We start from the raw sequence: 21,360 nt of genomic DNA on the forward strand, positions 1-21,360 counted from the left end.
GGGTCCCTGATAGTTTAATCGTCATGACCGGGGACACCGACCTCAGCCCGGCGCGCCTGCGCCATGCCCGCTACGCCATCGCCGCCGTCTTCTGCACCCACGGTGCCGTCACCGGCTCCTTCGCCACCCGTATCCCCTGGATCCAGGAGCACGCCCAGCTCAGCCCGGGCACCCTGGGCCTGGCCCTCGCCGCCCCCGCCGTGGGCGCGGCCCTGGCCATGCCGCTGGCGGGCCGGATCAACCACTGGCTCGGCGCACGCGCGGCGCTGCGGGCCCTGCTCTCGCTGTGGACGCTCTCGCTGATCCTGCCGAGCCTCGCCCCGAACCTGCCCGCCCTCTGCTTCGTGCTCTTCGTCTACGGAGCCACCGCCGGCATGTCGGACGTGGCGATGAACGCGTTGGGCGTGGAGACGGAGAACCGGCTGGGCCGCTCGATCATGTCCTCGCTGCACGGCATGTGGAGCGTGGGCGCGCTCCTCGGCTCGGCCGCGGGTACCGTCGCGGCCCACGCCGGGGCCGACGCCCGGCTGCACCACCTGGTCGCCGCGCTGATCCTGACGGCGGGCGGGCTGTTCGCGGTACAGGGCGTGCTGGACCTGCGGGCCGACCAGGGGGCGCAGGCGCCGCCGCACTTCGCGCTGCCGCCGAAGTCGGCGCTGCTGATCGGGGCCGTCGGGTTCTGCGCGGTCTTCGCCGAGGGCGCGAGCCTGGACTGGTCCGCGGTCTACCTGCGGGACGTCCTGCACACGGACGCGGGTCTGGCGGCGGCCTCCACCACCGCCTTCGCGCTCACCATGGCCGTGGCCCGGCTGGTCGGGGACCGGGTGGTGGACCGGTTCGGGGCGGTGCGCACGGTCCGGGCGGGCGGGGTGGTGGCCACCGTGGGCGGGCTGCTCGTCGTCGGGGTCCGGCATCCGGCGGGCGCGCTGGCCGGGTTCGGGTTGATCGGGCTCGGGATCGCGGTGGTGGTCCCGCTGGCCTTCGCGGCGGCGGGGCGCAGCGGCCCGGCCCCGGCGCAGGCCATCGCCGGTGTCGCGACGATCACGTACACCTCGGGGCTGATCGCCCCGTCGGCGATCGGTGCGGTGGCGGACGCGACCTCGCTGGTGGTGTCCTTCGGACTGGTCACCCTGCTGGCGTTCGCGCTGATCGCCGGTGCCGCGGTACTGCGTCAGGGGCCGCCGGTGGGGCAGGCTGGGGGCGATCGCGGCGGGGCGGCGGCCAAGTCCGGCCCTGTCGGCCTCGACGAACCTGCCCAAACCCGGCCGTAACATGTCCACTGGCCGCAGCGGCACGTACCCCGTGCGCTGCGGCCTCGATGTGTGAGCAGTGAGCAGCAGCCGGAGAAACGGAGTGGAACATGGGCCTCGGCGTGGGCTGGACCCTGCACGGAGACGGGCGGACTCCCGCCCCCGGGGCGGTGGTCCGGCCGGAGGAGCGGCTGTCGTGGCCGCGGACCGCCGGGCTGGGCGCGCAACACGTCGTGGCGATGTTCGGGGCGAGTTTCGTCGCTCCGGTCCTGATGGGCCTGGACCCGAACCTGGCCATCATGATGTCGGGCGTCGCGACGGTGATCTTCCTCCTCGCGACGCGCGGCCGGGTGCCGTCGTACCTGGGCTGCTCACTGTCCTTCGTCGGTGTCGCGGCGGCCATCCGGGCCGCGGGCGGGGACAGTGCGGTGGTCACGGGCGCCGTCTTCGTCGTCGGCGTGGCGCTGTTCCTGGCGGGCCTGGTGGTCCAGCGGTTCGGCGCCCGCGTCATCCACACGGCGATGCCGCCGATCGTGACGGGCGCGGTGGTGATGCTGATCGGCTTCAACCTGGCGCCGGTGACCGCGAGCACGTACTGGCCGCAGGACCAGTGGACGGCGCTGCTGACGATGCTGTTCACGGGGGCGGCCGTGGTCTGCCTGCGCGGATTCTGGTCGCGCATCGCGATCTTCCTCGGCCTGCTCTTCGGGTACGGGATCTCCTGGCTCTCCGACCTGCTCTTCGGGAAGATCCACTCGACGCTGGGCGGGGAGGCGGCCGTCGACCACTGGCGGCTCGACCTCTCCGCGGTCGCCAAGGCGGACTGGATCGGGCTGCCGTCCTTCCACGCTCCCGCCTTCGAGTGGCCGGCGATCCTGATCGCCCTGCCGGTGGTGATCGCGCTGATCGCCGAGAACGCCGGCCACATCAAGGCCGTGGGTGAGATGACCGGCGATCCGCTCGACGACAAGCTGGGCACGGCGATCGCGGCGGACGGCGCCGCGTCCATACTGTCCACGGCGGTGGGCGGCCCGCCGAACACCACCTACTCCGAGAACATCGGTGTCATGGCCGCCACCCGGGTCTACTCCACCGCGGCCTACTGGGCGGCCGCGGGCTTCGCGCTGCTCTTCGGGCTGTGTCCCAAGTTCGGTGCGATCGTCGCCGCGATCCCGGGCGGGGTGCTCGGCGGCATCACGGTCATCCTCTACGGCATGATCGGCCTGCTCGGTGCGCAGATCTGGATCAACGGCGGGGTGGACCTGCGCAATCCGCTGAACCTGGTGCCGGCCGCGGCGGGCATCATCATCGGCATCGGCGGCGTGAAGCTGCAGATCACCGAGACCTTCGAGCTGGGCGGCATCGCGCTGGGCACGATCGTGGTGATCACCGGCTACCACGCGCTGCGCTACCTCGCGCCCGCGCACCTCAAGCAGGAGCCCCTGCTCGACGCGGGCACCTCCACCTACGACGAGGGCTCCGGGGACGGCCAGGACAAGCACCGTTGACGGTGTTTCGCCCGAACCGGGGAAGCGTACGGCCAAGTTCCCCGGATCCGCGCCGGCGCCTGCGACTCTGCCCCCATGGAAGCGGTGCTGGCGCGGATGCGCGCCCTGCAGGAGCGGCTCCCGCCGCAGGACGGTGTCGCCGTCTTCAACCGGGTCTACCTGACGGTGACGGAGACCCTGCACCGGCGGATCGAGCACGGCGGGTTCCCGGCGCCCCGGCAGGCGGAGACGCTCAGCGTGCGGTTCGCGGAGCGGTACCTGACGGCGGTCGAGGCGGACCGGGCCCCGGCCTGCTGGCGCCCGCTGCTGCAGTACCGCCGCCACCCCGGGATCCGCCCGCTCCAGCACGCGCTGGCCGGGATCAACGCGCACATCGGCCATGACCTGGCGCTCGCGGTGGTGACCACCTGCGGTGAGCTGGGCTGTGAACCCCGGGCCCTGGAGGCGGACTTCGACCGGGTCGGCGACACGCTGGTCTCCCTGGAGGAGCACATCCGGGAGGACCTGATGCCGGGCCCGGACCTGTTGGAGATCGCCGATCCGCTGACCCACCTGGTCGGCTCGTGGAGCCTGGAGCGTGCCCGCGCCGGGGCCTGGTCGGCGGCCCGCCTGCTGTGGACCCTGCGCCGGGTGCCGGAATTGGCCGAGGAGTTCACGGACTCCCTCGACGCGGGCGTGGGCCTGGTCGGCCGCTGCCTGCTGACCCCGCGGGGCTGAAGCCCCCGCCGCCCCGGAGCCGTCACCGGCCGCCGGATAGGTTCGCCGCATGACGATGCTCCTCCTCGACGACGGACCGGTCGCCCCGGACGCCGCGGTCAGCCGGACCGGCGGGGTGCCGACGGCTCCCGCCGGGACCGTGTGGCCGGTGTGCCGCCTGTGCGCGGGCCCGCTCCAGTTCCTCGCCCAGATCGTGCTCGGCGACACCGCCCCTGCGGGGCCCGGCGTGCTGGCCCTGTTCATGTGCGCCCACCGGCCCGGGCGGTGCGAGCAGTGGAGCCCGACCGCGGGCGGCAACCTGGCCCTGCTGCTGCCCGCCGGGGACCTGGTGTCCGTACCGGCGCCCGACGCGGACGCGGACGTCCTCGGGCTGGGCGCCGTCCGCGCGGCCGTACCCGTCCCGGCGGCGCCGGACGGCACCGCCCCGGACGGGCGGCCGGTCCTCGGCTCGCTCGGCGGCGAACCCGACTGGCTCCAGGACGACGAGACGCCCGACTGCCCCGGCTGCGCGCGGCCGATGGCCTACGCGGCGGGGCTGCGGGAGGGACCGGAGCCCACCACCGCCATGAACTTCGGCTCGGGACGGGCCTACGCCCACGCGTGCGCCCCCTGCGGGCGGGCCGCGCTGCTCTGGCAGTGCTGACCGGGCCGTCTCTTTCGGATCTTGTCGGCCGAGTCCGCGGCGTCCGGTGCCGTGCTTGGCAAGGCGGAGGGGCGCCCGTGTACTGGACGTACTCGGGTGCCCCGACAACGCGGCCAGGTGCGGTGCCGGGCGTCGCGGGCCCGGCAAGATCCGAAAGAGGCGGCCTGGATCCCGCACATGAGAACGGGCCGTCCCCGCGCTGCTCACGCGGGGACGGCCCGTGGCCTTGGGACCCGGAGGATCAGTCCTCGGGGAGTTCGACCGGGGCGATGTCGTCGTAGACGTCGCCCGGGCCCGGGTTGGTGGCGTCCGTGGAGCCGCCCAGGTGGTGCATGACGCCCCAGACGGCGTTGAGGGCGGTCTGGACCGCGCCCTCGGCCCAGCCGGCCGTCCAGGAGATGTCGTCGCCCGCGAGGAAGATGCCTCGCTTGTCCTCGGGGAGGCGGTCCTGCATGAAGTGGGTGAACAGGCGGCGCTGGTAGCGGTAGTGGCCCGGGAGGTTGGCCTTGAACGCGCCCATGAAGTAGGGCTCGTCCTCCCAGGAGACGGTGACCGGGTTGCCGATGATGTGACGGCGGATGTCGACCTTGGGGTAGATCTCGCCGAGGGACTTCAGCATGACCTCCATCCGCTCGTTCGCGGACAGCGGCAGCCACTTGAGGCTGTCGTCGCACCAGGTGTACGAGAGGCAGATGACGGCGGGCTTGTCCGGGCCGTTGTCCAGGAGGTAGGTGCCGCGGGTCATGCGGTCGGTCAGCGTCATCGACATGACGTCGCGGCCGGTCTCTTCGTCCTTGTCCAGCCAGAACGGCCGGTCGACGGGGACGAACAGCTTGGACGACTCCATGTAGTGGGTGCGCTCGATCGCCGTCCAGTGGTCGATCGGGAACAGCGTGTCGTCGCACTCGATCTTCGACAGGAGCATCCAGGACTGGGCCGTGAAGATCGCGGCGCGGTACGTGCGGATGTCGCCGGAGGCGTCGGTGACCGTGATGCGGTTGCCGGCCGTGCGGTGCAGACGCGTGACCGCCGGACGCGGGGTGCCGTCGTGCAGGGTGGACAGGGAGGTGCCCTGGGCCCAGTGGACGATCTTCTCCGGCTCGCGCTCCCACAGGCGCAGCGGCAGCTGCTGCGAGCCGCCCACGATGCCGCGGTGGTGGTCGTCGGCCTCGGTGTAGACGACGCGCAGGATCTCCAGGATGGAGTTCGGGAAGTCGGTGTCCCAGCCGCCGGTGCCGAAGCCGACCTGGCCGAAGATCTCGCGCTTGCGGAAGGACTTGAAGGCCTCCGACTTGCACAGGAAGCCGTAGAAGGTCTCGTCGTCGAGCTTCTCGACGAGCTTGGCCCAGATCTCGCGGATGCGCGGGACGTCCCGCTCGCGCATCGCGGTGTTCATGTCGGAGAAGTCGGCGCCCTCGTCGAGGCAGGCGTTCCACGCGGCGGACACGTCGCGGTAGATCTGCGGGAGGTCCGCGATCGTCTCGGCGTAGTGCGTCTCGCCCTTGAGGTCGACGACCGTCGAGGGGGTGGACTCGGCGAGCGGGTTCGGGAAGGGTTCCGTGACCAGGCCGACGAGGTCGATGTAGTGCTGCAGGGCCGTGGAGGAGGGCGGGAAGCGCATGGCGCCCATCTCGGCGGTGAGGCCCTCGGTCTCGGCACCCTCGAAGCCGACGGTGCGCAGGCGGCCACCGATCTGGTCGGCCTCGTAGACGACGGGCTTGAGGCCCATCTTCATCAGCTCGTAGGCCGAGATGATGCCGGACAGCCCGCCGCCGATGACGGCGACCTCGGTGCCGAGTTCGGTCGCCGGTATCTGGCCGAGGCCGGCCGGGTGGGCGAGGAAGTCGTCGTACGCGTACGGGAAGTCCGGGCCGAACATGGTGATCGGCGGCTGTCCGTCGCTGTGCGGGACGGCGGTGGTGGGCACCGTGGACGTCATGGGGGTACGTCTCCTTGCGGCAGGGCGGCAGGGCTGGGGGAAGAAGGGGACTCAGACGAGGGAGGCGTAGAGCCCGGGGCGGCGGTCGCGCAGGTAGGGGTTGTTCTCGCGCGAGGCCGACAGCAGCTCGGGGTCGGCCTCGCCGAACACCAGCTCCTCGCCGCGGCCGGCCCGGGTCCGGGTGACCCCGTCGGGGCTCGCCAGGCAGCTGAGTCCGACGAACTCGAACTCGCCTTCCGGGCCGGTGCGGTTGACGTACGCGATGTACATCTGGTTCTCGAAGGCCCGTACGGGCACGAGCTGTTCGGCGACGAACTGGAACGGGTGCATCTGTGCGGTCGGCACCAGGAGGAGGTCGGTGCCGGCGAGCGCGTGCGCCCGGACGTTCTCGGGGAACTCCACGTCGTAGCAGATCATGATGCCGATGCGGAGGCCGTTCAGGTCCGCCTGGACGACGGGGGTGTCGCCGGGGGTGAAGGCGTCCTGTTCGAAGCAGCCGAAGAGGTGGGTCTTGCGGTAGTTCGCCAGCGCCGCGCCGTCGGGGCCGATGAGCTGGGCGGCGTTGTAGACGACGCCGTCCGCGCCCTCCGGGTAGCCGTACAGGACGGCGATCCCGTGGCGGCGGGCGATCTCGCCGATGGCCTGGGCGGAGGCGCCGTCGGCGGCCTCGGCGAGGCCGGGGATGTCCTGGAGGTCCAGCGCGTAGCCGGTCAGGAACATCTCCGAGGTCACGAGGAGCCCGGCCCCGCTCTGTGCGGCGCGCGCCGCTGCCTCGTCGAGCGCCTTGAGGTTCTCGGCGGTGTCGCCGAGAACGCCGGAGCTCTGGAGGAGGGCGGTGCGCAGCGGGGGCATGGGCTACCTCTGTGACAGGCGGGGAGGGGGTCATAAAACGGTACGTTCGCGCGTTCGATCCGGGCAAGCCGTGAGCGTTGCGCTCCGCGCATCGATTCGTTGCGTGTTAGGCGACCGACGCGGCGATTCGTTGCGCGGGTGCCCCGGGCCCCCTTCGTGGGCCCCGTACGACTCCTGCTGTGACCCGTGCCGCGCCCCTGCTACGAGCTCGCGCGGAAGGCCGGGTGGGCGGCCAGGAAGCGCAGGTCGTCGAGGATGTCGGGGGTGTGGTCGGAGACGACGCGGCCGCTCCAGGTGTCGACGAGCGCCGGGACGGTGAGGGCGCCGTCGAAGTGGTGGCCGGTGGCCTCGTAGGCCAGCCGCAGCGCGGTGTACTCGGCCGCCCGGGGCTCCGTACCGAGGACGGTGGCGGTGATCGAGCGGTCCAGGCCCAGCGCGGCGAGGGCGGCGGTGACCTGCTGCGAGAGGAGACAGCCGGCGCGGAGGTAGAGGTGGTAGCGGTGCGGTACGGGTGAGAAGCCGGCTCCGATGCGGCCGCGCGGGGCGGGCGCCGGGACGGTGCGGGGCAGCGGGGTGCGGGGCAGGACGGTGTGCGACATGACTCTCCTGGGGTGGAGGACAACACGGCTGGGCTCCGGGCGGCGCGGTGCGCGCGCCCGGTCCGGGTCACTCGTCTCTGAGAGGGGTCAGCCGCGCGGGCCGAACGCGCTGCACACCCGCAGGAGGTCGATGTGCAGGCGCCGGGTGAGCCACCAGCGCCGGAGGGTCCGGGTCCGCGTGTCCGTGTCCGTCGTCCGGTCCGTGTCCACCGCCGCCCACCCCCGTCCTGTCCTCGGCCGCCCCCGTCCGGTGCTGGTTAGGCTTCCGGTGGCGGGCGTTGTCCGTCATGGCCGTCCCCCGCAGTCTCGTGGCGGCGCCCGGGGCCGTCAAGAAGGCGGTCACCACCCGGACGCCGTCGCCCCACGGAAGGAGTTGCGCACCCATGTCCCCCGAGAGCGGCACGCTGTGCGGCAGTGAAGTGCTCGACGAAGTGCTCGACAATCCGGTCTGGGCCGCGCTGACCGGGCCGCACCGTGAGTTCGCCGAGTTCGGGCCCGCGGGTCTGGCGGCCCGCTACACGCTGGACACGTCCCCGTTCTCGGCGCTCGCCGATCCGCAGGACCCGCGGGCGTGGGCGGACCTGGCCGCGCTGGCCGGTCCCGGGCAGGAGGTCTGGGTGACCGGGCTGCTGACCCCGCCGCCGGGGTGGCAGACGCTGGTGACGGTTCCGGGCGTGCAGCTGGACGGGCGGGCGGTACGGGCCGGGGCCGCGCCGGAGGCGGTGCCGCTGGGGCTCGCGGACGTACCGGAGATGCTGGAGCTGGTGGGGCTGACCAAGCCCGGCCCGTTCCTGGACCGGACGGTCGAGCTGGGCACGTACCTCGGGATCCGGCACGAGGGCCGGCTGGTCGCGATGGCCGGGGAGCGGATGCGGCCGGCGGGCTGGTCGGAGATCAGCGCGGTGTGCACCCACCCGGACCACCGGGGCCGGGGCCTGGCGGCCCGGCTGATACGCGCGGTGGCGGCGGAGGTCCGTGAGCGCGGGGAGCGCCCGTTCCTGCACGCGGCGGCGGCCAATACGGGGGCCGTGCGGCTCTACGAGTCGATGGGCTTCACGCTGCGCCGCAGCCCGCTCTTCCTGGGCGTCCGCACCCCTGCGGCCTAGGCCGGCGCGCCGGAGGTGAAGCGGCGCAGGAGCGGGGAGAGGACGAGTACCGACTTGGTGCGTTCCACGAACGGCTCGCCCGCGATGCGTTCCAGGACCCGCTCGAAGTGGCGCATGTCGGAGGCGAAGACCTGGACGAGGGCGTCCGCGTCGCCGGTGACGGTCGACGCGGACACCACCTCGGGGTACCTCTCCAGTCCTCGCCGGATGTCGTCCGGCGAGGTGTTGTGCCGACAGTAGATCTCGATGAAGCCCTCGGTCTCCCAGCCCATGGCGGCCGGGTCCACGCGGACGGTGAAGCCGGTGATGGCGCCTTCGGCGCGCAGCCGGTCCACGCGCCGCTTGACGGCGGGCGCGGAGAGCCCGACCTCGGAGCCGATGTCCGCGTAGGAGCGGCGGGCGTCCTCGGCGAGGGCGTGCACGATGCGTTCGTCGAGATCGTTCAGTCGCACGGGGGGTGAATCACTTCTGTTCAGCGGCCTCCGCGGCCGGGACGGCCGGGGCGGCCACAGTGGCCAGGCTGGAGCGGCGCATGCCGTAGAAGAAGTAGATCACGAGCCCGACGGCCATCCAGCCACCGAAGACCAGCCAGGTGATTCCGGGCAGCTCCGTCATCAGGTAGGCGCAGAGGAGGAAGCCGATGATCGGGGTGACCGGGAAGAGCGCGACCTTGAAGGTGCGGTTCATCTCCGGGCGGGTCTTGCGCAGGATGATGACGGCCACGTTGACCAGGGCGAACGCGAAGAGCGTGCCGATGCTGGTGGCGTTCGCCAGCTCACCCAGCGGGATGAAGGCGGCGAGCAGCCCGCAGAAGAGGCAGACGATGATCGTGTTGACGCGGGGGGTGCCGGACTTCGGGTCGACCTTGGCGAAGGCCTTGGGCATCAGGCCGTCGCGGGACATGGCGAAGAGGATGCGGGTCTGGCCGTAGAGGACGGCGAAGACGACGCTGGCGATGGCGACGACGGCGCCCGCGGCGAGGATGACGCTCCAGAAGGAGTGTCCGGTGACGTTCTCCATGATCTGGGCCAGGGCGGCCTCGCTGCCCTCGAACTCCTGCCACGGCATGGCGCCGACGGCGACCAGGGCGACGAGGCAGTAGATCGCGGTGACGATGGCGAGCGAGAGCATGATCGCGCGCGGCAGGTCCTTCTTCGGGTTCTTGGCTTCCTCACCGGCGGTGGAGGCGGCGTCGAAGCCGATGTACGAGAAGAACAGCATGGAGGCGGCGGTGCTGATGGCGGTGACGCCGAGCGGGGCGAGCGGGGTGTAGTTGCCGGCCTTGATGCCCATGAAGCCGATGACGCAGAAGAGCACCAGCGTGACGATCTTGACGCCGACCATGATCGAGTTGATCCGGGCGCTCTCCTTGGCCCCGCGGAGCAGGAAGACCATGCAGAGCAGGACGACGACCAGGGCGGGCATGTTGATGTAGCCGCCCTCGCCCAGCGGGGCGGAGAAGCCCTCGGGGATGGTGAAGCCGAGGGTGCCGTCGAGCAGCTCGTTGAGGTACTGGCCCCAGCCGACGGCGACGGCCGCGACGGAGACGCCGTACTCCAGGACGAGGCACCAGCCGCAGACCCAGGCTATGAGCTCGCCCATGGTGGCGTAGGCGTAGGAGTACGAGGAGCCGGAGACGGGGATCGAGCCCGCGAGCTCGGCGTAGGAGAGCGCCGAGAAGAGCGCGGTCAGGCCCGCGACGATGAAGGCGATGAAGACCGCGGGGCCGGCGATCGGGGTGGCCTCGCCGAGGACGACGAAGATGCCGGTGCCCAGGGTCGCGCCGATGCTGATCATGGTCAGCTGCCACATGGTGAGCGACCGCTTGAGCGCGCCGCCCTCACCCTGGCCGCCCTCGGAGACCAACTGCTCCACCGGCTTGCGGCGGAGCAGCGGGTTGACGGGCCTGCGGGCCTCGGAAGCGAGCGGTGGCGCCTGGCCGTGGTCGAGCACGAGGGGACTCCTTGTCACTGCGGATCGGGGAGGTCAGGGGGAGGCGTCGACCGCGACGATCCGGAGCAGGGCAGGGCCCGTCGAAAGAAGGGTCTGCTCATGGGGGGACCGCCGAGCAGGCGATCCGCGCCACTCCACGTACAGCGAGTGAGCCTACGAGCTGAGTGATACCGCCCGTAATGGACCATCCTTGCACATTGACGCACGATCGTTGCGCGGATCGGTCACTGACAGTCGTTTGTTGCGTAGGGATGATCGATCGCTGCGCAGGCCACCTCGACCCCCGCTTATTGACACTTCGTCAGATCTGCCGCAGCGTGCCGCCATGGATCCGGACGTGCGCCCCGCGGACCGGCCCGGCCGGGACCCCGGCCGGGCCGCCGGGGGCCGGCAGCGTGGCATTGGTCCGCTCCGCGGCGGTGGAACCGGGCCCGAGCGGGGTACGGGTGAACGCGGTGGCACCGGGGGCGGTGCGGCCCCCGCCGGCCGCCGCCCCGCCGGGCCGGGGCGGACACCCGGGGTGGGCGGCGGGGTCGGCGTGAGGTTCCCGTACCCGACGATCGGAGGCGACCAGTGATACCAGCGGGTCCAGTGGGACCAGTGGGACCAGCGGGGCTGGAAGGACCAGGGCTGCCGACGTGGTCGACGGGGCTGCAGCGCCACCCGGACGAGCCGACACCCTGGCAGGACGCGCTGCCCTTCCTTCGCGGAGTCGCCTGGCTGGACCGGGGGCGGCCGGTCCGCGCCGATCCGGCCGACACCATGCGGCTGCCCTGGGACACCGGCGAGCGCTCCACCCTGCCCATCGGCGTCCGGCTGGAGTTCACCACCGAGACCGCGCGGGCGGTCGAGGTCCGCTACCGGGCGACCGTGCCCGGCCCCACCGACGCCCTGCGCGACCTCGCGCACGGCTTCGCGCTGTGGGACCGGCACGGGGTGGTCGCCGAGGTGTTCACCGACCCGGCCGCGGAGGCCGTCGTACGGATCGACCTGGGCGGCGGGACCGGCCCCTTCACCATCCACCCGCCCGAGACCCAGTCTCCGCTGATCCTCGGACTGCGCGGGATCGGCGGCACGCTCGCCCCCGCGCCGCCCGCCCCGCGCTGGGTGGTGCACGGCGACTCCATCACCGAGGGCTGGTGGTCCACCCGCCCCGCGCACGGCTGGCCCGCCGTCACCGGCCGGGCGCTCGGCTGGGACACCGTCAACCTCGGCTACGCGGGCGCCGCGCGCGGTGAGCTGACCACCGCCGAGCAGCTCGCGGGCCTGCCCGCCGATGTCCTCACGCTCGCCTTCGGCACCAACTGCTGGTCCCGGGTGCCCTTTTCGGCTCCCCTGCTGTACGAGACCACGCGCGCGTTCCTCGAACTGGTCCGCCAGGGGCACCCGCGGACGCCGATCCTGCTGGTCTCCCCCGTCCTGCGGCCCGACGCCGAGCGCACCCCGAACAAGCTCGGCGCCACCCTCGGCGCCCTGCGGGACGCGATGGAGCGCGCCGCCCGGGACCGGATGGCCGCGGGGGACGACCGGCTCGCCGTGCTCCCGGGCCGTGACCTGCTCGGTCCCGAACACCTGGCGGACGGGCTGCATCCCAACGACAGCGGACACCAGGTGCTCGGCCTCGCTGTGGCCACGGCTCTGCGGCGCAGCGGGTTCGGCATCGGGTGAGTGAAACAGCCCACACCGGACAAGGTGAACAGATCTCCCCCACCGCGGCGTGTCCTGGGCAGAGTTGACGCCATCACGGTGGCGGACGCGAAGGACACCACGAGTGGGAGAGATCAAGATGGGCATCAAGCGCGGAACCACCCTGGCCGCGGCCGCGATCACCGTCGTCCTGGCGGCCACGGCCTGCGGCCCCGGCAACGACAAGGCAGCCGACACGACCAAGCCGGTCGGAGCCGCCGCCGCTGCCGCCGCTCAGGACTACGGCAAGGGCGCCGACAACGCCGATGGCGCCTCGGGCGCCAAGCCGGCCGGGCAGCTGGCGATCGCGTCCAACGACAAGGTCGGGCCGGTCCTCACCGACAGCGCCGGAATGACCCTCTACCGCTTCGACAAGGACACCGCCAAGCCGCCGAAGTCGAACTGCGACGGCGACTGCGAGAAGACCTGGCCGGTGGTCGCCGCGGGCGATGCCACCGCCGCCGCGGGCATGGACCCGGCGCTGCTGGGCGAGGTCGTGCGCACCGACGGCAGCAAGCAGCTGACGGTGGGCGGCTGGCCCGCCTACCGCTACAGCAAGGACGCCAAGGCGGGCGACGTCAACGGGCAGGGCGTCGGCGGCGTCTGGTTCGCCCTCGCGGCGGACGGCAAGAAGGCCGCGAAGGGGGCGCCGGCCGAGGGGGCGCCGCCCGCCGAGTCCGCGCCGCCCGCCCAGATGGCGCCCCCGGCCGCGGGCGGCGCCGCCGAGGCCGACGGGAAGCTGTCGGTGGCCAAGGACCCCAAGCTGGGCGACCACATCGTCGACGGCAAGGGCATGACCGTCTACCGGTTCAAGCCGGACACCCAGTGGCCGATGACCTCCAAGTGCGTGGGCGACTGCGTGGCCAAGTGGCCGGTCGTCGCGCCGGTGGAGAAGGCCAAGGACAAGGGGATCGTCGAGAAGAACTACACGGTGCTCAACCGCCCGGACGGCCAGAAGCAGCAGAGCGTCGACTGCTGGCCCGTCTACACCTTCACCGGTGACAAGAAGCCCGGCGACGTCAACGGCCAGGGCGTGGGCGGCACCTGGTACGCCGTGTCCCCCGACGGCAAGCTCATCACCGTCCAGTAGCCCCTGCCCCTCCCTCCCGTCCCCTCCCTCCCCCCACCCCGTTCGCGCGGCCCTCGCCCACCTCCCCCCTGGGCGGGGGCCGCGCCCGTGCCCGTTCCGCCCCGGCCGAGTCCTCTCTAGACTCGGCCGCATGCTGCGCGTACTGGCCGTCGACGACGAGAAGCCGCTCCTGGAGGAACTCCTCTACCTGCTGCGCTCGGACCCCCGGGTGCGCAGTGCTGAGGGTGCCTCGGACGCCACCGAGGCCCTGCGCCGGGTCACCCGGGCGCTGGAGTCCGGCCCGGACGGGGCCGACGGCATCGACGTGGTGTTCCTGGACATCCACATGGCCGGGCTGACCGGGCTGGACATCGCGCGGCTGCTGGCCGGGTTCGCGCGGCCGCCGCTGCTCGTGTTCGTCACCGCCCACGAGGGCTTCGCCGTACAGGCCTTCGACCTGAAGGCCGTGGACTACGTGCTCAAGCCGGTGCGCCCGGAGCGGCTGGCCGAGGCCGTCCGGCGGGCCTGCGAGCAGCTGGGCCGGTCGGAAGAGGGCCCGGCGGCCGCGGTGGCGGCCGCCGACGCCCCGCCGGCGGGCACTCCGGCCGGGCCGGCGCCGCGCCGCCCGGCCGCCGAGGTCACCGTCACCGTCGCCGACCGCACGCCGGACCAGATCGCCGTCGAACTGGGCGGGGTCACCCGCTTCGTGGCGATCGCGGACATCTCCTACGTCGAGGCGCAGGGCGACTACGCCCGCCTGCACACCGACGAGGGCAGCCACCTGGTCCGGATCCCCGTGTCCACGCTGGAGGAGCGCTGGGCGGCGCGCGGTTTCGTACGGATCCACCGCCGTCATCTGGTGGCGCTGGCCCGGATCGACGAGCTCCGGCTGGAGGCCGGGACCACCAGTGTCCGGGTGGGGGCGGCTGAGCTCCAGGTGAGCCGCAGGCACGCGCGGGAGCTGCGGGACCTGCTGATGCGGCAGGCGACCGGCTGAATCCGGCCGCTCCCGGGCCGCTCCCCTGCCTCCGTCCGGCCGCTCCACGGCCGCCGCCCCGCCGTTGGCTCCCGACCGTCCGGCGCTCGGGAGCGCCGTTCGTCGCGCCGGGAGGGGCTTACGGCGACCCGCCGGAGCCGTCGGCCGCACCGCCGCCCCGATGGGCCCTCGGGGCCGCCGCCCCTCTCGTATCGTGGATCTTCCGGCGCGGGAGGAGCGAGATGTCCGAGATCCAGGCGCTGGTCGACGCCCTGAGCGGGCTGCCCCGGGCCCGGCCGGCCGGGCCCGCCGAGGCCGAGGTGCTGCTGGCCCGGCTGCGCAGTGCGGCCGCCCGCTGGGCCGACGTCCTCTACGAGGCCCGCGAGGGGGTCCGCGAGCAGGTGCCGCCGCGTGCCGAGGCGGCCCTGACGCTGGCGTTCCGGCGCGCGGAGGAGTCGTACGTGGAGCTGGAGATCGCCCTGCGCGACTGCGCGGAGCACCGCGACCCGGCGCTCTGACGGGGTGGTCCGGCCGGGCGGATCCGAGGGGTCCGGTGGGTCCGAATCGAGCCTGTCGCCCGGTCAGGGGGCGTGCATAGACTCCGGGCACCCCTCCCCAGCCGAAGGACCGCCCGGTGAACCAGACGTACGCGCTGACCGCGGTCGCCGTCGTCGTCCTGGTCACGGTCCTGGTCGGCGCGCTGGGCCTGCGGATGTCCCGGACCACGTCCGACTTCTACGTCGCCTCGCGCACGGTGGGGCCCCGGCTGAACGCGGCGGCCATCAGCGGCGAGTACCTGTCCGCCGCGTCCTTCCTCGGGGTGGCGGGGCTGGTGCTGCTCCAGGGGCCCGAGATGCTCTGGTACCCGGTGGGCTACACCGCCGGGTACGTGGTGCTGCTCGTGCTGGTGGCGGCCCCGCTGCGCCGCTCGGGCGCGTACACGCTGCCCGACTTCGCGGAGGCGCGGCTGGAGTCGCTGGTGGTGCGCCGGATCGCGGTGCTGTTCGTGGTCGGCGTCGGCTGGCTGTACCTGCTGCCGCAGTTGCAGGGGGCCGGGCTGACGCTGGAGATCCTGACCGGGGCCCCGCACTGGGTCGGCGGGCTGGTCGTCGCATGCGTGGTGACGGTGGCGGTGGCGTGCGGCGGGATGCGTTCGGTCACCTTCGTCCAGGCCTTCCAGTACTGGCTGAAGCTCACGGCCCTGCTGGTGCCGGCCTTCTTCCTGATCGCGGCGTGGGCCGGGGACGGGGCACCGCGGGCCACCTTCGACGCACCGGCCGTCTTCCGGGAGCACACCGCGGTGACGGTCGCGCAGGACGTGCGGCTGTCCGTGGCGAATCCGCTGACGGTGACGGTGACCGGGCAGGTCGACGGGCGCGGCTACGTGTCGGTGCCGGTGACCCTGGCCGCCGGTGAGCATGCCGTACGGGCCCGCGCGCGGCTGGAGTTCGCCGCCGGCGCGCCGGTTCCGGACACCCGGGCCGAGGCGCGGCCCGGTGTGTCCACCTGGACGGCGGCGACCTCCGGCGGGCTGCGCGAGTACCGGCTGTACGCCACGTACGGGCTGATCCTGGCGACCTTCCTCGGCACGATGGGCCTGCCGCACGTCGCGGTGCGGTTCTACACCAGCCCCGACGGGCGGACCGCGCGCCGCACCACCCTGGTCGTGCTCGCGCTGGTCGGCGTCTTCTACCTGCTGCCGCCGGTGTACGGGGCTCTGGGCCGGATCTACACCCCCGAGCTCGCCCTGACCGGTGACGCGGACGCGGCCGTGCTGGTGCTGCCCGGGCGGATGGTCGGCGGGGTGCTCGGCGATCTGCTGGGCGCGCTGCTCGCCGGGGGCGCCTTCGCGGCGTTCCTGTCGACGGCGTCGGGGCTGACCATGGCGGTGGCGGGGGTGCTGCACCAGGACGTGCTGCCGGCCCGCGGGGTGCGCAGCTTCCGGTCGGCGGCGGTCGTGGCGATCCTGGTGCCGCTGGCCGGGAGCGCGGCGGCGACGCAGGTGCCGGTGGCGGACGCGGTGGGTCTGGCGTTCGCCGTGTCGGCGTCCTCGTTCTGTCCGCTGCTGGTGCTGGGCATCTGGTGGCGCGGGCTGACCCCGCCGGGCGCGGTGGCCGGGCTGGTCACGGGCGGCGGGGCGGCGCTCGGCGCGGTGCTGGCGACCCGGGCCGATCTGGCGCCGCCGGGCTGGACGCACACGCTGCTGGCGTGGCCGGCGGCGTGGTCGGTGCCGCTCGGGTTCGCGACGATGGCGGCGGTGTCGCTGGCCACCCGGTCGCGGATCCCGGCGGGGACGGCGGCCACCCTGGCCCGGCTGCACCTGCCGGAGGTCGTGGCCGGCGGGCGGGCGGGTGGTCCGCGGTGACCGGGGTGGCACCGGCGGTCCTGGCGTTGCCGGCGGTGGCGGGCGCGGTGCTGCTGCTGGGTGCGGGCTGGGCGGCGGGCCGGTGGCACGCCCGCCGCGGGGAGCGGGCGGCCGGGATGGATCTGGGGACCCCGGTGGAGCGGGCCACCTTCCACACCCTGCACACGGCTTCGCTGGCCGCTCCCCCGCTGCGCGCCGGGCTGACCGAGGACGCCGCCCGCAAGGCGGCCCGGCGGCTGCGGTCGCTGCTGGGGACGGAGGCGCTGTGCCTCACCGACCGGGAGTCGGTGCTGGCCTGGGACGGTCCCGGCGCCGACCACCACCAGCGCCGGGCGATGGCCCGGGTGGCGGTGATGCTGGCGTCGGGGCGCAGCCAGAGCGTACGGACCGAGTGCCAGCGGCCCGACTGTCCGCTGAAGTGGGCGGTGGTGGCTCCGCTCACCGGTGAGGACGGGGTGCTGGGAGCGCTGGTGGCGTACGGCTCGCGCGAGTCGGCGGTGCTGGTGCGGGCCGCGACGGAGGTCGCGCGGTGGGTGTCCGTGCAGCTGGAGCTGTCCGAGCTGGACCGGTCGCGGACCCGGCTGATGGAGGCGGAGATCAAGGCGCTGCGGGCGCAGATCTCCCCTCATTTCATCTTCAACTCCCTGGCTGCGATCGCCTCGTTCGTCCGGACCGATCCGGAGCGGGCCCGGGAGCTGCTGCTGGAGTTCGCGGACTTCACCCGGTACTCCTTCCGGCGGCACGGTGATTTCACCACGCTGGCCGACGAGTTGCGCTCGGTGCAGCAGTATCTGGCGCTGGCCGGGGCCCGGTTCGGCGACCGGCTGAAGGTGACCCTGCAGGTGGCACCGGAGGTGCTGCCGGTGGCGCTGCCGTTCCTGTGCCTGCAGCCGCTGGTGGAGAACGCCGTGAAGCACGGGCTGGAGGACTCCACCGAGGAGTGCCGGATCACCATCACGGCGCGGGACGCGGGCGCGGAGGCGGTGATCACGGTGGAGGACAACGGGGTCGGGATGGATCCGGCACTGCTGCGCCGGATCCTGGCCGGGGAGCACGGCGGTTCCTCCGGGATCGGGCTGCCCAATGTCGACGAGCGGATCCGGCAGGTGTACGGGGACGCGTACGGTCCGGTGATGGAGACGGGGGTCGGGGCCGGCATGAAGGTCACCCTGCGCATTCCCAAGTACCGTGCGGGCGTGCACAGTTCACCGCCCGGCCACCAGCCTCCGCGGCTCTGAGGGCCCGTGGGCGTGGCATCCTGTGACCGGCGCGACGTGACCGGAGGGAATCGCCGACGTGCGGGCCGGGCGAGAGCAGCAGCGTGACGAGTTACGGCAATGGGTGCGCGGGGGTGCGGAGGGCCGCGGAGCCCTGCTGATCGTGGAGGGCGAGCCCGGGGCGGGCCGCACCGAGTTCGTGCGCGGCGCCCTGGGCGCGGCGGCGGCGCTCGGCTGCCGGGTGCGGTACGCGGCGGCCGACGCCCTCGGGGCGGAGCTGCCGCTGCGCGCCGCGCTGGACTGCCTGCATCCCGGGGGCCCGGACCGGGCTGCCGTGGTCGCACTGCTGCGGGAGGCCGAGGACGCGGCGCGGCCGGGCGGTGCGCTGCTGGCCGCGATGGACGTGCTGACGGCCCGGGTCGAGGAGTGGTGCGCGCGGCGGCCGCTGCTGCTGGTGCTGGACGACGCGCACTGGGCGGACCCGGCCAGCCTGCTGCTGTGGCAGCGCCTGGCGGGCCGGGCGGTGGCGGGCCGGCTGCCGCTGCTGCTGGTGGTGACCCGCCGGCCGCTGCCGGGCCGGCCCGAGCTGGAGCCGCTGTGCGCGACGCCGGGCGGGCGCACGCTCCGGCTGGAGCCGCTGTCCGCGGCGGAGACGGACGGGCTGGTCCGGGACCTGGTGGGGGCGGAGCCGGGGCCCCGGCTGCGGGAGGCGGCGCGGCAGGCGGGCGGCAACCCCCGGCTGCTGCGGGAGCTGCTCGCGCAGTGGTCCGGGCTCCTGCGGGTCGAGGGCGGCCGGGCGGAACTGCTGCTCCCGGAGGCGGAGTTGCCGCCGCCGCCCGCCTCGGTGGCGCGCGGCCTGGACTGGCTGTCCGGGCCCGCGCGCACCGCCCTTCGGCACGCGGCGCTGCTGGGTCCGGCCTTCACCGTCCGGGAGCTGGCCCTCGTACGGGGCAGGCCCGCCCGGGAGTTGCTCACGGAACTGGCGGAGCCCCTGTCGGCCGGGCTGCTGGCGGACGCCGGCGGCGGCCGGCTGCGCTTTCGGTACCCGGGCCTCCGGCCGGTGCTGTACGCCGAGATCCCCGCGGCCCTGCGTGCGGCCCTGCACCAGGACGCCGCCGAGGCCTTCGCCGAGGCGGGACTGCCCGCGGCCCGGACCGCCGAACAGCTGCTCGACGGCGGCCCGCTGACGCCCTGGGCGGTGCGCTGGCTGGCGGACACGGCCCCGGTGCTGATCGCGGGCGCCCCGGGCGCGGCGGCCGAGCTGCTGGAGCGGGCCATCGCGCAGGTCGGCCCGCGGGAGCGGGAGACCCGGGACGCGCTGGAGGAGCGGCTCGCGGACGCCGCGCTGATGCTGCGCCGCCCCGAGTCGGTGGAGCTGCTGGCCGCCCTGCGGGCCCGGACCACCGACCCCGCCCGGCGGGCCTCGGTCGACTTCAGGCTGGTCTCCGCCCTGATGATCCAGGGGGACATGGCCCGCTCCCTGGCGGTGACCGAGCGGGCACTGGCCGAGGACTTCCCGTCCGTCGCCCTGCGGCTGCGCCTCGAGGCCTGCCGGGTACTGGCCCTGGCCGATCTGCACCGGGCGGCCGAGGCCCATGCACTGGCCGGGCCGGTGGTGGCGGCCGCGGGGCGGCTGCGCGATCCGCTGTGCGCGGCGGAGGCCCACCACGCGGCCTCGTACGCGCTGTTCCACCTGGGGCGCGGCCGGGCGTCGCTGCGGCACGTCGCGGAAGGCATCGGATGGGCGCGGCGAAGCCCGGAGGCCAACGACATGCGGTTGCTGCTGCTGGCGAACCAGGCGGAGGGGCACATGCGCTTCGACGAGCCGGTGGTCGTGGCCGCCGCGCTGGAGGAGGCGCGCGAGCTGGCCACGGCGACCCGGTCGACCGGGCGGCTGGTGGTGACGGAGGCCCGGCTCGCCGAGTTCCACTACCGGCGCGGTGACTGGGACGGGGCCCTGGCCGGGGTGGCGCGGGCGGACCGGCTGCCGGTCTCGGACGCCTGGCTGCCGGTGGTGGTGCACGGGCTGCGGACGCTGGTGCTGGGCCACCGGGACGAGCGGGAGGCGGCGCGGGCCGAGCTCGCGGACCTGCCCGCGGACGCCTTCGCCACGCCCCCGGCCCGCCGCTACGCCTCCCACGTCCTGCTCGCGCGGGCGCTGCTGGCGGAGCGGGACGGCCGGCCGGCCGACGCGCTGGCCGCCCTGGTGCCCGCACTGGCGGAGGGTGCGGAGGAGGAGTCGGTGTACGAGCGCCCCTGGGTGCTGTCGGAGATCGTCCGGCTGGCGCTGGAGTGCGGGGAGAGCGCCACGGCCCGGGCCGCGGTGGAGTCCTGCGCGCGCTCGGCGCGGGCGCTGGCCGAGTATCCGGGGCCGGCGCTGGCCCTGCTGCGCTGCCGGGGCCTGTTCGCGCAGGATCCGGAACTGCTGGCGCAGGCGGTGGTGCGCGGTGAGCGCGGCGGGTGGCCGCTGGTGCTGGGCCAGACCCTGGAGGACCTCGCGGTGGCGCGGGCCTGGCACGGGGATCTGGCGGGGGCGCGGTCGGCGCTGACGCGTGCGGTGGCGGTGTACGAGGGTCCGGGCGCCCGGTGGGACATCGCCCGGGCCGATGCCCGGCTGCGGAGCCTGGGGGTGCGCCGGGGCAGCCGGTCGGCGCGGCGCAGACCGGCGAGCGGCTGGGAGGCGCTGACCCCGGCCGAGCTGAAGGTGGCGCTGCTGGTGGCGCAGGGCCGGTCGAATCCGGAGATCGCGAGCGCGCTGTTCCTCTCGCCGAGGACGGTGCAGACGCACGTGTCGCACATCCTGGCCAAGCTGCAGGTCCGTTCGCGGGCGGCGGTGGCGGCTCAGGCGGCGGCGCGGCCGCCGGGTACGGCGGGTCCGTAGCCGGGCATGGCGGCGCGCAGCGCCCGTAAGGCGTAGTGGGTACGGGACTTCACGGTGCCGGCGGGCACTCCGAGCTCCTCGGCGGCCTCGCAGACGGAGGCGCCGTGGTAATAGATCTGCACGAGCACGGCGCGGTGCTCGGGGCTCAGCAGTCGCAGGGCCCGGCGGACGTCGAGGGTGGCGACGGCCTGCTCGGTGTGGTCGTCGGCGGCCGGGGAGTGTTCGAGGGCGTCGGGCCCGACCTCGGCGGGCCGCACCAGGCGGGCCCGCCGGGCGTCGATGGCGAGGCGCCGGCCGACGGTGTAGAGCCAGGGCCGCATGGAGGTGTGGCCGCTCTCCAGGGCCTCGGGGTGGGTCCAGGCCCGGAAGAGGGTCTCCTGCAGGAGGTCCTCGGCGCGCTGGCGGTCGCCGAAGGTGAGGCCGAGGAGGAATCCGTAGAGGGCCTTGGCGTGCTCGCCGTGCAGCCGGGCGAGGGCGTGCGGGTCGGTTCTGGTCACGGGGTTCCCCTTCCAGGTCGGGTCACCTCAGCGTGACGGCCCGATGCCCCGGAGTTATCCGCCGCTTGGCGTATCCGGACCCGTCCTGCGCCGAACGGTCGT

General features: G+C 74.0%; 20 protein-coding genes. 13 read left to right on the top strand and 7 right to left on the bottom strand.

Annotation, left to right across the window (positions count from 1 at the left end; genetic code table 11):
* Positions 1-23 precede the first annotated feature (23 nt).
* The 4 genes from JYK04_RS10265 (at position 24) to JYK04_RS10280 (ending at position 4,118) form a co-directional block, all read left to right on the top strand.
* A complete protein-coding gene (locus tag JYK04_RS10265; RefSeq protein ID WP_189740442.1) occupies positions 24-1,271 on the top strand; it encodes an MFS transporter in 1,248 nt (415 codons plus the stop codon).
* 89 nt (positions 1,272-1,360) lie between these two features.
* Positions 1,361-2,758, top strand: coding sequence for a uracil-xanthine permease family protein (locus JYK04_RS10270; RefSeq protein ID WP_189740439.1), 1,398 nt, complete (start codon positions 1,361-1,363; stop codon positions 2,756-2,758).
* 75 nt (positions 2,759-2,833) lie between these two features.
* Complete coding sequence (locus JYK04_RS10275; protein WP_189740437.1) at positions 2,834-3,475, top strand: DUF5995 family protein; 642 nt, start codon at positions 2,834-2,836, stop codon at positions 3,473-3,475.
* A gap of 49 nt (positions 3,476-3,524) precedes the next feature.
* Positions 3,525-4,118, top strand: a complete 594-nt coding sequence (locus tag JYK04_RS10280) for a DUF1963 domain-containing protein (RefSeq protein WP_229875763.1) — start codon at positions 3,525-3,527, stop codon at positions 4,116-4,118.
* A gap of 241 nt (positions 4,119-4,359) precedes the next feature.
* On the opposite strand, the gene JYK04_RS10285 is transcribed toward JYK04_RS10280, so the two are convergent.
* The 4 genes from JYK04_RS10285 to JYK04_RS41855 all read right to left on the bottom strand — a co-directional run bounded on the left by JYK04_RS10285 (position 4,360) and on the right by JYK04_RS41855 (position 7,718).
* Entirely contained in the window at positions 4,360-6,057 is a 1,698-nt protein-coding gene (locus tag JYK04_RS10285; RefSeq protein ID WP_189740434.1) for a flavin monoamine oxidase family protein, read from the bottom strand.
* Positions 6,058-6,108: 51 nt separating this feature from the next.
* Positions 6,109-6,909, bottom strand: a complete 801-nt coding sequence (locus tag JYK04_RS10290; protein WP_189740431.1) for a carbon-nitrogen hydrolase family protein — start codon at positions 6,907-6,909, stop codon at positions 6,109-6,111.
* A 200-nt stretch (positions 6,910-7,109) separates the two neighbouring features.
* Positions 7,110-7,508 (bottom strand): hypothetical protein, encoded by a 399-nt coding sequence (locus tag JYK04_RS10295; RefSeq protein ID WP_189740428.1) that lies wholly within the window; start codon positions 7,506-7,508, stop codon positions 7,110-7,112.
* Positions 7,509-7,595: 87 nt separating this feature from the next.
* Positions 7,596-7,718 carry a hypothetical protein gene (locus JYK04_RS41855; protein ID WP_268254151.1) on the bottom strand — a complete coding sequence of 41 codons (123 nt, stop codon included), beginning with the start codon at positions 7,716-7,718 and terminating at the stop codon, positions 7,596-7,598.
* Between the two features lie 173 nt (positions 7,719-7,891).
* On the opposite strand from JYK04_RS41855, the gene JYK04_RS10300 reads away from it, so the two are divergent.
* The gene (locus JYK04_RS10300) at positions 7,892-8,614 is read left to right on the top strand and encodes a GNAT family N-acetyltransferase (RefSeq protein WP_189740425.1); all 723 of its coding nucleotides are present in this window, start codon (positions 7,892-7,894) and stop codon (positions 8,612-8,614) included.
* Here JYK04_RS10300 and JYK04_RS10305 read toward each other — a convergent pair.
* Together JYK04_RS10305 and JYK04_RS10310 are read right to left on the bottom strand one after the other, a co-directional pair.
* The gene (locus JYK04_RS10305) at positions 8,611-9,066 is read right to left on the bottom strand and encodes an Lrp/AsnC family transcriptional regulator (RefSeq protein WP_007262967.1); all 456 of its coding nucleotides are present in this window, start codon (positions 9,064-9,066) and stop codon (positions 8,611-8,613) included. The two genes, JYK04_RS10300 and JYK04_RS10305, sit on opposite strands and share 4 nt — an antisense overlap.
* A 10-nt stretch (positions 9,067-9,076) precedes the next feature.
* Positions 9,077-10,567, bottom strand: a complete 1,491-nt coding sequence (locus JYK04_RS10310) for an amino acid permease (RefSeq protein WP_189740423.1) — start codon at positions 10,565-10,567, stop codon at positions 9,077-9,079.
* A 251-nt stretch (positions 10,568-10,818) separates the two neighbouring features.
* Between JYK04_RS10310 and JYK04_RS41120 the strand changes: the two genes are divergently transcribed.
* From JYK04_RS41120 to JYK04_RS41860, 8 genes are all read left to right on the top strand, one after another.
* A complete protein-coding gene (locus tag JYK04_RS41120; protein ID WP_268254150.1) occupies positions 10,819-11,109 on the top strand; it encodes an SDR family oxidoreductase in 291 nt (96 codons plus the stop codon).
* A 109-nt stretch (positions 11,110-11,218) separates the two neighbouring features.
* A complete protein-coding gene (locus JYK04_RS10320) occupies positions 11,219-12,235 on the top strand; it encodes a GDSL-type esterase/lipase family protein (RefSeq protein WP_189740551.1) in 1,017 nt (338 codons plus the stop codon).
* A 118-nt stretch (positions 12,236-12,353) separates the two neighbouring features.
* Positions 12,354-13,343, top strand: a complete 990-nt coding sequence (locus tag JYK04_RS10325; protein ID WP_189740548.1) for an SCO0930 family lipoprotein — start codon at positions 12,354-12,356, stop codon at positions 13,341-13,343.
* A 130-nt stretch (positions 13,344-13,473) separates the two neighbouring features.
* Positions 13,474-14,319 (top strand): LytR/AlgR family response regulator transcription factor, encoded by an 846-nt coding sequence (locus tag JYK04_RS10330; protein WP_189740418.1) that lies wholly within the window; start codon positions 13,474-13,476, stop codon positions 14,317-14,319.
* A 221-nt stretch (positions 14,320-14,540) separates the two neighbouring features.
* Positions 14,541-14,816 (top strand): hypothetical protein, encoded by a 276-nt coding sequence (locus tag JYK04_RS10335; protein ID WP_189740415.1) that lies wholly within the window; start codon positions 14,541-14,543, stop codon positions 14,814-14,816.
* Positions 14,817-14,932: 116 nt separating this feature from the next.
* Positions 14,933-16,663, top strand: a complete 1,731-nt coding sequence (locus tag JYK04_RS10340) for a sodium/solute symporter (RefSeq protein ID WP_189740412.1) — start codon at positions 14,933-14,935, stop codon at positions 16,661-16,663.
* Entirely contained in the window at positions 16,660-17,901 is a 1,242-nt protein-coding gene (locus tag JYK04_RS10345) for a sensor histidine kinase (protein ID WP_189740409.1), read from the top strand. Before JYK04_RS10340 ends, JYK04_RS10345 begins: the two co-directional genes overlap by 4 nt.
* Positions 17,902-17,959: 58 nt before the next feature.
* Positions 17,960-20,761: a helix-turn-helix transcriptional regulator gene (locus JYK04_RS41860; RefSeq protein ID WP_189740406.1), complete on the top strand. Its 2,802-nt coding sequence runs from the start codon at positions 17,960-17,962 to the stop codon at positions 20,759-20,761.
* Here the strand turns inward: JYK04_RS41860 and JYK04_RS10355 are convergent.
* The gene (locus tag JYK04_RS10355; RefSeq protein WP_189740403.1) at positions 20,722-21,258 is read right to left on the bottom strand and encodes a sigma-70 family RNA polymerase sigma factor; all 537 of its coding nucleotides are present in this window, start codon (positions 21,256-21,258) and stop codon (positions 20,722-20,724) included. The genes JYK04_RS41860 and JYK04_RS10355 overlap by 40 nt on opposite strands.
* Positions 21,259-21,360: the final 102 nt, after the last annotated feature.

Source organism: Streptomyces nojiriensis (genome assembly GCF_017639205.1).
GTDB lineage: Bacteria > Actinomycetota > Actinomycetes > Streptomycetales > Streptomycetaceae > Streptomyces > Streptomyces nojiriensis.